Consider the following 15,559-nt stretch of genomic DNA (forward strand, 5'->3'; position numbering starts at 1 on the left):
CTTTTAAATAAAATTCATTACTATAAATTCAAGGTATAAAAAGAGTTTTTCCTAATCTTACATGGGTAATCAAATTATTTTCTTTTAAACCCCTAAAGACTTTACTACTTTATTGTGATAAAATATTAATTCATTAAATAATTATCACATTGAAACTATCTACCTGGGGGAATTCTCTTGAAAAATATTGCTATCATAGGTAGCTCGGGCGGCAACCTGTACAATTTAGGCGGAAAAAATCCAAGAAAATTATTAGATGAAATTAAAAATCAATGTCATGCTGCAGATTTCAACATTGCTGCTATTCAATTTATCGCTTCAGAAGTGTCTATGGATCAAGCAAAAGCAGACTCGAAAACATCCCTTTTTAGTATAGATGAAAATGGACAAATGACTCAAAGCCCTGCAAATACATTAGAAAAAATAAATGAACAAGCAAAAAAGGCAGACGAACAGATAGCTGCTCTTATTCTTAATAAAACAGTAGATGGGTTAATCGTCATGAGTGCTGACGCAGAAAATGCTAATCAACAAGTCATTGACACAGCAGTCAAGATGAATATTCCAATCGTTGGCACAGGCGGAACATCCATGGCGATAATCAGTGCAAAAGGTGCGAACGTTATAGCTCAATCTGGAACAACTGGTACTACAAATCGAACTAGAGCTATCTCTTTCGTGGCGGCTTTGGCTAAATATTGGGATGTAAAATATAAACCAACCATCGGTGATGCAAATAAAGCGAATGCGGAAAACAGCGGGAGCATCTGGAAAAACATTAATATTCGCGGCATCATGGTTTCTGCATTGCCAGGTTTTATTGCGATGGCTCTAGTTCTTGCACTAAGTAAGGTCCCTCTATTTAGCGGTCTGCAAGATATTTTTGATATTATGATTGGAGCACTGCCAATTATTATAGCAGCGATTGCAGCAAAACAAGTGTCTAATTTAGATGAAGTGTCCATTGTGGCCGGGGTTGTTGCTGGCGTATTATCTGTAGACGGCGGAATTATCGGTGGTATCATTGGTGGTATTTTAGCCGGTGTTTTCGTGCATTATTTCTTTCTAAAATGTATTAGCTGGAAATTTCCGATGACAACCGTCAATATCGTTACTGGAGGAATAGCAGGTTTACTGGCAGGTCTATTAGTCTACTTTTTATTCGCACCAATCGCATTGTTTATCGGCGATGGAATTAAAATTGCTATCGAATCAACAATTGCATTTAACCCGATTCTAGCAGGTCTATTAGGCGGTTTGCTTATTTGGCCAGCTATTTTAGGAGGAATATACCATGCTGCTATTCTGCCAATCGTATTACTTGAAATGGAAAAAACAGGAGTAAGTTTCCTGGGTGCTATTGATATGGTTGGTCTGGTTATGGTATCGGCTGGAATTAATCTAGCAAATATCATTGCTCCAAGAGAGAAAGGGGAAGCGGCTGCTGCAACTCCAGGTTTCTTAATCAATATGGGATTCGGAACATTTGTGGAAGCGGCATATCCGTTCATGTTCTCTAATAAAATTGTCTTTGCCGGTGCAATTCTATCTGCCGGAGTCGGTGGTGCACTAGTCGGTTTATTCGATGTACGCGGAACAGCCTACGTTCCGACATTCACCACACCTTTTTTATCTGATAATCCTCTGGGATTTGTGATTGCCATGCTCGCAGCATTTATATTATCCTTCGCCATTACATTGATTGCAAATAAGAAAAAGAGAAGAGAAATATGAATTATCCCTCTTCTCTTAACTTATTTTGCTATTTTTTTCTATCCTTCTTGTAAAACAAAAAACCAAATTTTCTGGTTAACAGCTGCTATCTTTTCTATTAATAATGTATTCCTTTACCCAGCCATTTTGCAGCTGCCTCAAACATAGCCTCTGATAAAGTTGGATGCGGAAATACCATATCCTCCAGCTCTTCCATGGTTCCTTCTAAGTACATAAAGGAGGTTGCCTGACTGATCATTTCAGTTACATGTGCTCCCGCCATCACGACACCGAGAATTTCTCCGTATTTTTTCTCGGAAATTATCTTCATAAATCCATTGTTTTCTGAGGAAGCAATTCCTTTTCCATTGGCAGCTAAGTCTATTTTTTGAGACTTCACCTGGTAACCTTGGGCCTTAGCCTGCTCCTCAGTCATACCGACACTTGCGATTTCAGGAAAAGTATAAATACAGCGCGGCATGATGAAATCCTTTTTATTATTTTCTCTCAGAATATGATTAACTGCCCGGATACCTTCTTCACTTGCTGCATGAGCAAGCTGATATCCCCCGATTAAGTCCCCGATAGCATAAATTCCTTCTATAGAGGTCTGCATGTTATCATCCACTTTTACAAACTTACCATCATAATCAACAGAAAGATTATCTAAACCGATCAAATTAGGCTCTCGACCAACAGAGACCAGCACGCCATCTGTTTCCAGACTTGTTTCCTTCCCGTTCTTTTCTATTTGCACCTTGGTCTTTTCATTCTTTTTAAACGAATGTACCTTAGTACTTGTATGAATGAGTATCCCTTTACCTTTCAGCTCTTTTTCCAGAAAATTAGATGCTTCCTTATCCTCTGCCGGAATAATACGATCTGCCATTTCAATAATTTCAACTTTTGTACCCAGGCTATGAAAAATACAGGCAATTTCCAGCCCAATTACACCGCCCCCGACAATCGTTAAATGACCGGGTACTTGGTCTATATCAAAAATGGTATCACTTGTATGGTAAGGTATATCTGAAAGCCCGGGAAGGTTTGGAACAAAGGGTTTTGAGCCATTTGCCAAAATAATTGATTCTGCTTCCAGCTTTTCTGTTTTTTCTTCCATATCCACAGAAATTATTTTTTGATTATCGACTGTTCCATAACCATTATATAACTTAATTTTATTTGCTTTTAACAAGCTGTTGATTCCGTTACGAAGCTGACCGATAACCTGATTCTTTCTTTCAATCATCGTATTTAAATCAAATGAAAATGAATCGATTTGAATACCGAACTTTTTCGCATCTTTTACTTGATTAATTACTTCAGCATTTTTCAATAATGTTTTAGAAGGGATACAACCACGGTTTAAACAGGTTCCTCCTAATTCTCTACCTTCTACCAGTGCCACTGACAGGCCCAGCTTTGCAGCACGGATTGCTGAAACATATCCTCCGGGGCCCCCGCCAACTATTGCTACATCAAATTTCGTCATTTACTCAGCTCCTTAAACTAATAAACTATAAGGATTTTCAAGATTTGTTTTTAAATTGGTTAAAAATGCAGCAGCCGGTGCGCCATCAATTGCCCGGTGATCAAAGGATAAGCTAAGAACCATCATTGGACGTACTGCTAACTCTCCATCAACTGCAACGGCTTTTTCTGTAATTCTTCCTACACCGAGAATGGCTGTTTCTGGTCCATTAATAATTGGTGTAAAAGCATCAATGGCGTACATTCCTAAATTACTGATCGTAAATGTACTTCCCCGCATTTCATCAGGCTTTAGTTTATTTTCTCTTGCTTTTCTGCCTAATTCTTTACTAATCTGCGTTAATTCCGCAAGTCCTTTTTGATTTACATCCTTAATAGAAGGAACAATTAACCCATTTTCCACCGCAACTGCAAGTCCGATATTCACTTCCTTATTCATCACAATCTCGTCTCCGATTAAAGAAGCGTTTAATTCAGGATGCTTGCAAAGTGCGCTGGCAACAGCTTTTATAATGACCTCTGTAAAGGACAAACGATATCCCGTGTCTTTTTCGACTACAGGGAGCAATGATTTACGTAACGCAATCACATTTGTCATATCCACATCGCTCGTTAAGGTTACGTGCGGGATGGTTTGTACACTTTCAACCATTTTATCAGCTACTGCTTTACGAAGTCCTTTCAATTTGATCCGCTTCGCTGGAGATGCGACTGGTTCTTGATCTGACACATTGACAGATTCAAGATAAGAAAGTACATCTTGCTTTTCAATTTTCCCACGGGCCCCCGTTCCGGTTATTTGACTTAAATCTACCCCATGATCAGCTGCAATCTTTTCTGCCAGCGGCGTTACGGCTAACCTTCCTTCTGCAATCGCCTGCTCTACATCATGCTGATGCACCCTTCCATTTGGACCAGATCCAGAAATAGCAGATAAGGAAATATCATTTTCCCGGGATACACGACGGGCAGCAGGAGTGGCTCTGATTTTTCCATCATTATTTTCATTCGAATCCGCATTGGCACTTACCGTTTTCCCGGCAGTCTCAACAGAAGAATTGCCTTGACCTTTTTCTTCTGACTCTGTCTCTGCTGCAGGCGCCGGAGGTGAATCAGGGACTTTCTCCCCCGCTTCCCCAATATAGCCGATACAAGCATTCACTTCGACCTCATCATCCACATTAAAATACTTTTTTAGCAATATCCCTTCTTCATACGACTCTACTTCAATATTGATTTTATCCGTCATAATTTCAAATAGAGGCTCTCCCATTTCAACAGAATCTCCCTCTTCCTTAAACCATTGAAGTAAGGTACCCACTTCCATCGTGCTGCTTAGTTTAGGCATAAATATTTCTTTAGCCACTGGAATCCTCCTTTCTATGCTTTATTTAATGTTTCTTTAACTGCCTGAATAATATCTGGAACCTGCGGAACGTGCAGCTTTTCTAATTCCGGATTATATGGAATTGGTGATGGTGCACCGCCCAATCGTTTAATTGGTGCATCTAAATAATCGAATGCTTCACTTTCAGCAATCATACTTGCAATCTCCGCTCCATATCCGCCTCTTTTTACCGCTTCATGAACAACTACCAAACGGGAAGTTTTAGATACAGATTTAATAATTGTCTCTGTATCTAATGGAACCAAAGTACGCGGATCAACTACTTCTGCACTGATACCTTCCTTCTTCAGTTCTTCCGCCGCCTCTAAAGCACGATGTACCATAATAGCAGTAGCTACAATCGTTACATCTGTTCCTTCCCGTTTCACATCTGCTTTTCCTAAAGGGATGCTGTATTGTTCTTTCGGTACATCTCCCTTCGTTTTATAAAGCAATTTATGCTCATAAAAAATCACCGGATTATCATCGTCTATAGCTGCTTTTAATAGACCCTTTACATCATGTGCTGTAGAAGGCTGAACCACTTTTAGTCCAGGAATATGAGCTACCCACGCCTCCAAACTCTGCGAATGCTGCGCTGCAGCTCCGGTTCCCGATCCACTTGGCGTACGTAAAACCATTGGAACTTTACCTTTTCCTCCATACATATAACGAATTTTAGCTGCCTGATTCACCATCTGGTCCATGGCAATCGTAATAAAATCAGAGAATTGCAGCTCCAATATCGGACGCATTCCTGTCAAAGCAGAACCGATTGCAGCGCCGGCGATACCTGACTCACTGATTGGTGTATTACGCACACGTTCAGGGCCAAACTCCTCAATCATTCCGCGGGTAACTCCAAAAGCTCCCCCATATACGCCTATATCTTCACCAAGGATAAAAACATCTTCATTTTCACGCATCTCCTGACTCATTGCTTCACGAACAGCTTCTAAATATGTTATCTCTCTCATTTTCGCTCCTCCTTTGTACAACCACTTTAAGCAAATACATCTGTTAATAAATCATCTTTGGTAGGCATCGGGCCTTCTTCAGCAAATGCCACTGCATCTTCAATTCCTTTTAAAGCTTCTTTTCGTATTGATTCTGCCTGCTCTTCTGTGATAATAGATTCACTGATCAAAGACTCCTTGAAGCGTTTAATCGGATCTTTCTCTCTCCATTCATTTTCCTCATCACGGGTACGATATTTTTTAGCATCACTTTTCGAATGACCTTTCCAGCGATATGTTTTTGCTTCAATCAATGTTGGGCCTTCTCCATTTTTAGCACGTTCCACCGCTTCATTTGTTACATTCATCATTTCGATAATGTCATTTCCATCTGCAACAACCCCAGGGATGCCATAGGATTTTGCTCTTGTCGCAATATCTTCTATCTTCACCATTTCTTTGACTGATCCTGACATGCCATATTGATTGTTTTCGCAAACAAAGATAACCGGTAAATTCCAAACAGCAGCAAGGTTAACTGCTTCATGAAAGCTTCCTTCATTTGTGGCACCATCTCCAAAAAAACAAACGGTTACATAATTTAACTTTTTCATCTGTGCTGTTAAAGCTGACCCCACTGCTAATGGGATTCCTCCGCCAACAATTCCATTCGCGCCAAGATTACCCATTTCTACATCAGCAATATGCATCGAACCGCCTTTACCTTTGCAATAGCCTGTTGTTCTGCCGAATAGCTCTGCCATCATTTTATCTGGAGTTGCTCCCTTTGCGATACAATGTCCGTGACCACGATGTGTGCTGGTAATTTTATCTTCTTTATCCAGTAAAGCGCATACGCCCGCCGCACTTGCTTCCTGTCCAACAGCTAAGTGTGTGGTACCGTGAATTTTACCTTTCGCAAAAAATTGGTCTACTTTCTCTTCGAAATAACGGATAGTCCACATTTGTTTGTAGAGTTCTACTAAATTTTCTTCTGCTATTCTTTCTGGAACCTTTAAATCCTTCATTTTTTTGCCTCCTTTTTACATATGTTCTATATAGTTACCTTTGTAATAAGTGTATGTTTTTTTTCAGGAAAGGTCAAGATAATTATCTTATAAATATTGAATTTATTGATTATTTTTCGATTTATAGTAAACTTTATTTTAAAGGATTATTTTTACAATCAATTGTAATAGATATGTTAATTTGAAAGGATGTGAGCATGTGCTTAGCTGGGAAGAAAGACGTTCATTAGTAAAAATAGCTAATTTATATTATAACGACGGTTGGACACAGGAGCAGATTGCTAAGAAACTTGGTGTTTCGCGACCTGTCATATCTAAATCATTACAAAAGGCCCGCGAACATAAAATCATTGAGATTTTTATTAAAGATGAAACAGTACATACAGTAAATTTGGAGAAAAAATTAGAAGAACACTTTGGGTTAGAAGATGCCATTGTTGTTCCTATTTCTGGTCAAACACCTGATGTAGTAAAGCTTTCTGTTGCACAAGCAGGAGCTTATTACTTATCTAAAAATATCAAAAAGGCAAAAAAAATTGGGATATCATGGGGAACGACTTTAGAAGCGTTAGTCCAAGAATATCCTTATGAGATGAAAAAGAATATCACAATCTTTCCCTTAGAAGGCGGCTTGGGACGAAAGAAGGTGGAAATTCATTCTAATCAATTAGCATACGAGCTCGCTAAAAGATTAGGTGGTACATGCTCTTATCTCTATGCACCAGCCATGGCTGAATCCAGTGAATTACGTGAGCGCTTAATGAAGATGGATGACATTAATGCAGTTCTTCAGGAAGCAGCAACAGTTGATATAGCATTAGTTGGTTTGTCTAACCCATATGTACAATCAACTTTAGAAGATATTGGTTATCTTAACCAAAATGATTTAGAACAGCTTCGTCAATTAGGTGTAGTTGGCGATATGGGTTTTCGCTTCTTCGATTTAAACGGAAACCCTGTCAATAGTTCGTTTAATAAAAAAGTAATTGGAATATCTCTGGAACAATTGCGTAATATCAAAAAAGTAATAGGTGTTGTCTCAGGAGCACATAAAGCGGAAAGCGTATTAGCATCTTTAAAAGGCAATTATATTAATGTATTGGTTCTTGATGAACAAATAGCAACAGAATTATTATATGCCAGTGAATAATTCATCTATAGATTGTTTAATCACCTTCTAAAAAACTCTTTGGCAGACAACCTGGTCTAACCAAAGAGTTTTTCAACTAGGAAATATGTGCTACCACATCATTAATTACATTATCTATTCCTATACCAGTTATAAATGGAACGCCGTCGATAGTAGGAATTTCTGTATCCAGCTTATTGACTCCTACAAGTACAATAACATCTGGATTAATGTCTTCCACATTGGTTTCGTAAATATTTCCTGCCACAATCTCAGCCTCAACGTTTTTGTCATTAAGACCCGCCTGTAATAATTCCACTACTTTGTTCATTTTGTTTTGTGAAGTTCCTGTTGCAACCAAAACTTTTGCCAACTTAATCTCTCCTTTAATCATGTTAAATATGTTCTTCCGCCATCCATTAATAAAACCTGTGCTTGGATATACCGGGATTCCCCGCTTGCCAGAAAATTGATGGCGTTTGTAGTATCTGCTAATGTACCAAAATTTTTGATAGGAATCTTTTGACGAAGCGCTTCCTTAGCTTCTTCTGTCGGATAAAGTATATCTAGCATCTCGGTTTCTATTACCCGTGGAGCTACAAGATTAATATGAATACCTTGATCACTATATTCATTAGCAATAGCACGCATTAAGCCGAATGCCCCTCCCTTGGAAACAGCATAATGTGCCCCGCCGCCTGATCCGGTTATAGCAGATCCGGAACCAACAATAACGATGCTTCCTCCCTTAGACTTGACCATCTCTGGAAGAGCAGCTTTCAAGATATAAAACAGACCAGTCAGGTTTACATCTAAAGTAAAACGCCATTCTTTAACAGTAATATCTTCCAACCTTTTTTGCGATGTAACTCCTGCTGAAATAATGAGCACATCCATTCTCCCATACAATTCTATCGTTTCGCTTACTACTTTTTCCGTATCTTTCCATGAAGTAACATCCTGTTGGATAAAGGTTGCTTCGTATCCTTGATCCCTCCACTCTGTCATTAATTGATGGCCCTTTTCTGCATTTATATCCGTGAAGACTACTTTATCATCATTTTTCAGACGGCTTTCAGCTACTGCTTGACCTATCCCCGCAGCTCCGCCGATAATCAGTACTACCGATGTCTGCCTCATCACGTCTCCTCCCCGTTTTATATTTATGATAACGTTTCTCCATTATCTAAAGTTATAACCTGACCATTTAAGAAACTCATATGCTCATTACAAGTCTCTTTTAACAACTGAATGATTTGTCTGGCTCCATCTGACTTCCTCCAGCATTTTGGAGATATACTAATTACATTTGAGCGAATATTTCGTTTTGAAAGTTCTTTTGACAGACTTTTGCTAAAAGACTCCAGACCGCTTTTATGGCTGGCATAACTTACATCTCCTGCTTCCCCGCTCACCGCTGCGGTAGAGGATATATGAATAATTTGGCCGTCATCAGGAACATACGAAATGAATGCTTTAATTATTAAAAAAGGAAGGTGGAGATTGATAAACAAGGACTTCCGCCATTCGTCTATCGATGTTTCTGTGAGTGTATTGCCAATCAGATGTTCTAAATTGTTAATTACTGTATCAAATTGTATATTATTTTTATTTAACCAGGATTCCATTGATATATCTTGATCATCTAATAAATCAAAGGTTATTAATTGAACTGGATCTTGACCATTTATATATTGATATAAACTGCCTTTCCCATTTAACTTATCAGTAAAATCAAGTGCATATACCTTTTGGTAATATGCAGTCATCATTCCGGAAATGCGATGTGAAGCATCAAACAATAAAATATTCATTTACTCACCTGCTTCCATCAGGAACAATTAATACTTTTAAAACCTCTTTGGTTGTATCATGAGCCAGCGTTATTGCTTCATTCAGTTTAGACAACGGGAAACGGTGCGTCACCATCTTATCAACATCAATAACTCCTTTTTTCAAAAGTTCCAGTGCAGGAGTATAATTATAAGGTGTAGAGGAATAAGCGCCTACAATAGAGATTTCATCCTCAAAAAAACGATAAGCAGGGATAGGAATATCATTTTTAGTAAATGGAGCAAACACTAAGACTGTTCCTCCCCGGGCCACACAATGCATTGCCTGTTCTAATAAAAAGCTGATGCCGGCAGAAATTATAACAATATCCGCCCCATGACCATCCGTTAAACGATTTACTTGTTCCTGTACCGCTTCTTCATCCGCTCTTATAACATGGGTAGCGCCAACCTCTTTTGCTTTTTCTAATCGATAAGGATTCACATCACTAACTATTACTTGCTCTGCTAAGAAATGGTTAGCTAATTGTATTTGTAAACAGCCAATTTGCCCTGCTCCAAGAATTAATACTTGATCACCTGGGTTTATAGAAATTTGTTCAAATCCATGCAAGCAGCAGGCTAATGGTTCGACCATTGCTCCTGCTTCATCGCTTAATTCGTCAGGCAATTTCCCCATTGTATGCTTAACATGCAATGCGGGCACACGAATATATTCTGAAAAACCACCTGGGTCTACATTTGTCATTTTAAATTGAGGACATAATGAATAATGCCCTCTTTTACAGTAAGTGCATGTAAAACAAGGGACATGATGAGCTACAAACACTCGGTCACCTACGTTAAAATCCATTACATCATCCCCCGCCGCTATCACTTCCCCAGCTATTTCATGCCCCAAAGTAATCGGCGGTTCTACTGTTTTATCCACGGCTTTATGAATATCTGTACCGCAAAGACCACATACTTTCATCTTGATCAATACTTCATCGCTGTTGATATCGAGATTACCAATTGGCTGCATCTCAAAATGATTTTTATCGTAATAGACACTTTTTTGCATTCACAATCACCTCTTGACACTTGAAATTTTTTTCTCTACAAAGCTTTTAGTCTTTAACTCTTCAAATAAATTATCATATCCTTTGATATCACTGGTTATCCAGTAGCGCCCTTTGATGAATTTATTTGTCCCAAGCCTGATATATAATTTACCTGTTTGTTGGTATACTCGTAATTGAACAAAAGATAGTTCTTTCCAGTAGAACTCATGTGTAACAAAAAAAGCATGTAAGATAATTTTCTCATCATCTAATTTAATCCACCCAGGTGTATGAATACCTATAATACTAAAAAATAATAGAATAGCGCTCCCATATATTAATAGCTGAGCAAATGGTGTTTGTTCTCCTGAAAGTAATAATAATATGCCCCAAATCAATAACCCTATCATGATAATTAAAGGTAGTAATACAGTTGTCACAAATTTCGAAGTTGTATATTGATAATGTTTCAACGTGAACACCTTCCTTGGCCTTTTAATAGAAAGCCTGACAATTGTATAAATTGACAGGCTTTCTTTTTTACTCTAATCCTAAAATATCCATTATTTTTTGAATATCTTGATCCATTCCTACTCCAGATAGAAAGGAAACAGTTTGAATGACTGGCACATCGCCAATTCCACTAACTGGCGTGGTAGTAACAATCAGATCAAAATTTGCCGCCTTTGAAGGAGCCTCTGCAGCTTTACATTGATCAACATAGACTTGATAACCTTTATTTCCTAATACTTCTTCGATCTTCTTTGCCACTACTGTTGATGTTGCAATCGCAGTGCCACATGCTACTAAAATTCTTTTCATAATGAAACGCCACCTTTTCTTATTTTAATGTTTTTTTATCAATACCTAACTCTTTTGCGTACTGTTTCTTGATATCATTACGTACCCAATACCATAACAATGCATATATAACACCAAAGATAATTGCAGTAATAAATAATGGACTGGTCGGATCTAATAAGTTATATAGAATGAATACAAGGATATGTGAGCCTACATCGATACCAGAGATTAAACTGGATGATTCCGGCATTGCAAATCCAACTGCATCTCCCATTTTTGTAGTCAATTCTGCAATATTAGTTGCAATAAATAACACAATCATCACTGTTACAATTGAGTTAATTAAACCACGAATAATGTTCCCTCTGGAAGCTGCTACTGCCCAAATCACCGTAAAAGGCAATACTGCTAAATCAGCGAATGGAAGCATTTCATTCCACGGTAATATAACAGCTAAAACTAATGTTATCGGTACCATCAATAACGCTACCGCCATATTTGCAGGGTTACCAATAACAACAGCTGCGTCCAAACCAATGTATACTTCTTTTCCTGGAAACCTCTTTGTAACAAAATCTCTAGTTCCTTCTGAAATTGGGATAAGCCCTTCCATCAGCAAAGCAACCATTCTAGGTAATAGAATCAATACTGCTGCCATTTGGATTCCCAATGTTAAAATGCCTTGTATATTATATTCACCCAATATTCCAATTAAAAGTCCAAGAAGCAGCCCCATTACCAGCGGTTCCCCAAACACACCGAAACGTTTACGCAAGGTTTCAGGATCAGCATGTAATTTATTTAATCCAGGAATCATATCTTGTATTTTATTTAACGCATATGTGATTGGCGCAAAGTTTACTGACTCTGAATGCGCAAGCGAAACACCTTTCAAACCAAAATGATGCTCTACCACTGGCGCTGTCCAGTCAGCAAGCTTAAGCGTAATCCCTGTTACAATAAGTCCTATTGCAATCGACAGAAATGCATTATCTGTAGCAATGTATACTAAAGATGTAGAAAATATTAAGTGCCAAAAATTCCAAATATCAACATTGATTGTCTTTGTCCAGTTTAAAGCAACAAGAATAAGATTAAAGACAATGATTATAGGTATCATAACTGGTGCTAATGTAGTACCAAATGATATTGCTGCCCCAACTGGCCAGCCAACATCTAAGATTGATAGATTTAAATTAAATCGCTCTACCATCGCTTCTGTTGCCGGACTTAAAGATGTCGTCAATAAACCAATGACCAAGTTAATACCAACAAAACCGATACCGATTGTAATACCAGCTCGAAAAGACTTATTAAAACCCTGTTTTAGAAGAAGACCGAAAATGGTCATAATAATAGGCAGCATAACCGATGGACCTAAATCTAAAATAAAATCAATTGTCGATTGAAACATTTATATCACCCTTTTCTATTTTTTATCTATACATTTAATTTTTGACTATATTCCTGGATAATAGCTATTACTGCAGCTTCATTTTCAGCCATTTGAATACTTTGCAGCAATACCTTATTTTGAATTAATCCTGTAATTACTTGTAAAACTCCTAATTGTCGTTCCGGCTTTTGGATAGCTAACATAAAAATGATTTCTGCTTCTACTGTATGCTCCTCCATCCCCATATGAATAAAAGAAACAGGTTTCTCTAACACTGCTACACCAATGGATTCTTTATTTACATGAATAGAATCAGTATGAGGAATGGCTACCCCAATATGTTCAGTTTGTATGCCTGTAGGATATACTTTTTCCCGCTCACTTAAAGCGTTTAAATAAGACTCTTTTACATACCCCTGCTCATACATACGATGAAACATTTGCTTAAACACATCTTCCTGAGACGATGCATTAAGAAAAAAGACAAGATCTTTACTAAAAAAAGCATCAAAATTCATAACCTGTATTCCTCCATCCTGCTATTAAACTAAACGTCACTGTATTCCTCTTTTTCCTTTTCAATAAATTGCTTTATCAATTCATGTATTTGTTGATATGAAACAGATGCTATTACTTGGTTAATTTTTTGATCGTTCTGAGCAATGTCAGTTAATTCTAACAATGCCCGCAAGTGTTGTTCACGATCAATCGCAGATAACAATACAACAAAGTTAGCTTTCTTATTTTTCGAAAAATTAATTCCCTGTTTCACAATCAAAAAGCTCATCCCTACTTTTAAAGCTCCATATTCAGGATCTGTATGCGGTATAACGGTTTTATCTCCTAAAAACAAGTAATCACTGTCGTAATTATAACCTTGTATAACCGCATCTCTATATTCCGGTTTAATAATATTATTTCTAATCAGCGGTTGTGCTGCTATATAAATAGCTTCTTTCCAATCCTTAACGCAATCTATAAATTGAACATAATCAGTTTCCATCATTTGTAATAAATTTCGCTTAGTAACATTTAAATCAAACTTCGAAATTTCGCTTGGTCCATGTAAGTAAGCAGCTAATTCCCTTCTTAATTTTGCTTTATCTTGAATAGTTGAACTTTCCGCAACAATTTGCATGATGACATCTAACTCCGGAGTTTGCGGTTTATATCCGTATAAATCATTAACAACAAGTTTTTGTAACTTTTTCCATTCTGTATTTGTCGGAAACTTATTAATGCAATATTGACGTTTAATTGTTTTTAAAGGGACATTAGAAAAAACAATATGATAATCCTGTTTGTACTCTTGGAACTCCCTCAAAGACATAGAACCTAGAAATATAAAGTCTGGAAAAACCCGTTTTAAAGTATTCATCAGCATTTTGGAAATAGATGTACCATGGGGGCAGACAACAATGGCCCTAATTTTTTCTGCTACGTTGTCACCCTGCTTAGATAACCATCCGCCTATTAAAATGCTAAAATAAATAATTTCATTCTCTGGAATTGGTTGATCAAACAACTTCGCAAAGGGAGTAAGTGTCTTCTTCACCAAATAATGTAACTCCTTAAAATCCTTTGTAAATGATATATCAACTTGGTTTAATTCACTCAAACGATACTTAATTCGGTAATAAGCAGGTGTTGCATGTAACAATAATTGGCTTATTAACTGCTCCTTATCCTTTAAAATCACACATGCCTGCCGCTCAAAATCAATTAAAAATAATTCAATTGCTTCTCTAATCTGCGGCATTACACTTTCCTCTGCAAACTTTGAAGAATGCAAAGTAGTTGAAAGCAGATGAAGAGCTATATATACGCGTTCATTTGTTGAAACATATTTATAATCTGAAAATAGCTCTTCAGTTGCAAGATACTCTTTCGTATTTGCAATTTCTTCATAACGTAATTGAAAATGTTCTATAGAATACCCTAACCTGACCCTTCTTAGAATAGAAGCAATAACATAAGGCATAATTGCCATTCTGTCATCAGTGAACTTTAACTGTAGCCTGTTCTCAATTTCCATCATTCTATCAGCAATATCCTTAATATCCTCCTCCTTTATTCGTCCATATCGCTGTGCAAATTTCTCTCCATTGCTCATATCCATACATTCTCGGATGATTGAGATTAATAGTTTGCGAATAGCGTATTCATCCCCTGTTATTAAGTAACCACTTGTCCTGTTGTACACAAAGTTAACTTCAAAATTTTGTACATATTCTTTTACTTTTTTTAAATCGCTTAAAATAGTATTTTTACTTACTTGTAGTGATGAAGCAAAATGTACTAAAGATAATTCTTCGTCTGAAGTTAAAGTCATTAAAATAATAACTAAGATTCTTTGTTCTTCAGTAAAAAAATCTTGATGACTTTCTATTGATTGTGATTTATGTTGCTGTTGAACAAACAGTTCATCCGGAATGATAAAAAGACCAGTTTTATTTCTTGATATTTTTGGAAGCCCTTTCATTTTTAAATATTCATTAATTTTAGATAATAAATAAGTTAATTGTCTCTTACTTATTTGCTGATCTTCCACCAATTCTTTACTCGTAATAAAAGGATTTCTCAATAGCACTTCCATAATAAGACGACTTTTTGTATCTAACCCCATAAAATAATCCCCTTTGCTTATTAATACTGTATCATATCATTTGTTCTTTATTAACACATTTATAAACAAAAAAATTGTAACATCATTGTACATGATTGTGATTGGTTGTCAATACTAAAAATAAATCACTTATACGTTTATAACAAGCAATTAGAATATATTTTTTTAATATAATAAATAAAATTATATTTTT

General features: G+C 36.9%; 15 protein-coding genes. 2 read left to right on the forward strand and 13 right to left on the reverse strand.

Annotated features, from left to right (window positions below; translation table 11 throughout):
- Positions 1–177 precede the first annotated feature (177 nt).
- Complete coding sequence (locus tag OSO01_RS02720) at positions 178–1,734, forward strand: PTS sugar transporter (protein WP_147208377.1); 1,557 nt, start codon at positions 178–180, stop codon at positions 1,732–1,734.
- A gap of 97 nt (positions 1,735–1,831) precedes the next feature.
- On the opposite strand, the gene lpdA is transcribed toward OSO01_RS02720, so the two are convergent.
- Genes lpdA through OSO01_RS02740 form a run of 4 tightly spaced genes read right to left on the reverse strand, consistent with a single transcriptional unit; the run spans position 1,832 to position 6,575 of the window.
- Entirely contained in the window at positions 1,832–3,205 is a 1,374-nt protein-coding gene (gene lpdA / locus OSO01_RS02725) for a dihydrolipoyl dehydrogenase (protein ID WP_147208379.1), read from the reverse strand.
- A 12-nt stretch (positions 3,206–3,217) separates the two neighbouring features.
- Positions 3,218–4,570, reverse strand: a complete 1,353-nt coding sequence (locus tag OSO01_RS02730) for a dihydrolipoamide acetyltransferase family protein (RefSeq protein ID WP_147208381.1) — start codon at positions 4,568–4,570, stop codon at positions 3,218–3,220.
- Between the two features lie 14 nt (positions 4,571–4,584).
- Positions 4,585–5,568, reverse strand: coding sequence for an alpha-ketoacid dehydrogenase subunit beta (locus OSO01_RS02735; protein ID WP_147208384.1), 984 nt, complete (start codon positions 5,566–5,568; stop codon positions 4,585–4,587).
- A gap of 26 nt (positions 5,569–5,594) precedes the next feature.
- Positions 5,595–6,575, reverse strand: a complete 981-nt coding sequence (locus OSO01_RS02740; RefSeq protein ID WP_147208387.1) for a thiamine pyrophosphate-dependent dehydrogenase E1 component subunit alpha — start codon at positions 6,573–6,575, stop codon at positions 5,595–5,597.
- 199 nt (positions 6,576–6,774) lie between these two features.
- Here OSO01_RS02740 and OSO01_RS02745 point away from each other — a divergent pair, with 199 nt between their 5' ends.
- On the forward strand, positions 6,775–7,725 hold the full coding sequence (locus tag OSO01_RS02745) for a sugar-binding transcriptional regulator (protein WP_147208390.1): 951 nt from the start codon (positions 6,775–6,777) through the stop codon (positions 7,723–7,725).
- Between the two features lie 76 nt (positions 7,726–7,801).
- Here OSO01_RS02745 and OSO01_RS02750 read toward each other — a convergent pair whose 3' ends face one another.
- The 9 genes from OSO01_RS02750 to OSO01_RS02790 form a co-directional block, all read right to left on the reverse strand.
- Positions 7,802–8,077, reverse strand: coding sequence for a PTS sugar transporter subunit IIB (locus tag OSO01_RS02750; RefSeq protein ID WP_147208393.1), 276 nt, complete (start codon positions 8,075–8,077; stop codon positions 7,802–7,804).
- A gap of 17 nt (positions 8,078–8,094) precedes the next feature.
- Positions 8,095–8,844, reverse strand: a complete 750-nt coding sequence (locus OSO01_RS02755) for an SDR family NAD(P)-dependent oxidoreductase (RefSeq protein WP_147208395.1) — start codon at positions 8,842–8,844, stop codon at positions 8,095–8,097.
- 23 nt (positions 8,845–8,867) lie between these two features.
- Positions 8,868–9,518, reverse strand: a complete 651-nt coding sequence (locus tag OSO01_RS02760; protein ID WP_147208398.1) for an SDR family NAD(P)-dependent oxidoreductase — start codon at positions 9,516–9,518, stop codon at positions 8,868–8,870.
- 4 nt (positions 9,519–9,522) lie between these two features.
- Positions 9,523–10,560: an alcohol dehydrogenase catalytic domain-containing protein gene (locus OSO01_RS02765; protein WP_147208401.1), complete on the reverse strand. Its 1,038-nt coding sequence runs from the start codon at positions 10,558–10,560 to the stop codon at positions 9,523–9,525.
- Positions 10,561–10,566: 6 nt separating this feature from the next.
- Positions 10,567–11,013: a hypothetical protein gene (locus OSO01_RS02770; RefSeq protein WP_147208403.1), complete on the reverse strand. Its 447-nt coding sequence runs from the start codon at positions 11,011–11,013 to the stop codon at positions 10,567–10,569.
- A 67-nt stretch (positions 11,014–11,080) separates the two neighbouring features.
- Positions 11,081–11,362, reverse strand: coding sequence for a PTS sugar transporter subunit IIB (locus OSO01_RS02775; protein WP_229720119.1), 282 nt, complete (start codon positions 11,360–11,362; stop codon positions 11,081–11,083).
- Positions 11,363–11,381: 19 nt separating this feature from the next.
- On the reverse strand, positions 11,382–12,758 hold the full coding sequence (locus OSO01_RS02780; protein ID WP_147208409.1) for a PTS galactitol transporter subunit IIC: 1,377 nt from the start codon (positions 12,756–12,758) through the stop codon (positions 11,382–11,384).
- Between the two features lie 26 nt (positions 12,759–12,784).
- A complete protein-coding gene (locus OSO01_RS02785; RefSeq protein WP_147208412.1) occupies positions 12,785–13,258 on the reverse strand; it encodes a PTS sugar transporter subunit IIA in 474 nt (157 codons plus the stop codon).
- Positions 13,259–13,287: 29 nt separating this feature from the next.
- Positions 13,288–15,366: a BglG family transcription antiterminator gene (locus OSO01_RS02790; protein WP_147208415.1), complete on the reverse strand. Its 2,079-nt coding sequence runs from the start codon at positions 15,364–15,366 to the stop codon at positions 13,288–13,290.
- Positions 15,367–15,559 lie beyond the last annotated feature (193 nt).

It is taken from the genome of Oceanobacillus sojae (assembly GCF_007991515.1).
GTDB classification, from domain to species: Bacteria; Bacillota; Bacilli; order Bacillales; family Amphibacillaceae; genus Oceanobacillus; species Oceanobacillus sojae.

Bases quoted from the DNA above. Each gene is read 5' to 3' on its own strand.
- lpdA (WP_147208379.1), bottom strand. From the start codon at position 3,205: ATGACGAAATTTGATGTAGCAATAGTTGGCGGGGGCCCCGGAGGATAT.
- OSO01_RS02735 (WP_147208384.1), bottom strand. From the start codon at position 5,568: ATGAGAGAGATAACATATTTAGAAGCTGTTCGTGAAGCAATGAGTCAG.
- OSO01_RS02740 (WP_147208387.1), bottom strand. From the start codon at position 6,575: ATGAAGGATTTAAAGGTTCCAGAAAGAATAGCAGAAGAAAATTTAGTA.
- OSO01_RS02755 (WP_147208395.1), bottom strand. From the start codon at position 8,844: ATGAGGCAGACATCGGTAGTACTGATTATCGGCGGAGCTGCGGGGATA.
- OSO01_RS02760 (WP_147208398.1), bottom strand. From the start codon at position 9,518: ATGAATATTTTATTGTTTGATGCTTCACATCGCATTTCCGGAATGATG.
- OSO01_RS02765 (WP_147208401.1), bottom strand. From the start codon at position 10,560: ATGCAAAAAAGTGTCTATTACGATAAAAATCATTTTGAGATGCAGCCA.
- OSO01_RS02775 (WP_229720119.1), bottom strand. From the start codon at position 11,362: ATGAAAAGAATTTTAGTAGCATGTGGCACTGCGATTGCAACATCAACA.
- OSO01_RS02780 (WP_147208409.1), bottom strand. From the start codon at position 12,758: ATGTTTCAATCGACAATTGATTTTATTTTAGATTTAGGTCCATCGGTT.
- OSO01_RS02785 (WP_147208412.1), bottom strand. From the start codon at position 13,258: ATGAATTTTGATGCTTTTTTTAGTAAAGATCTTGTCTTTTTTCTTAAT.
- OSO01_RS02790 (WP_147208415.1), bottom strand. From the start codon at position 15,366: ATGGGGTTAGATACAAAAAGTCGTCTTATTATGGAAGTGCTATTGAGA.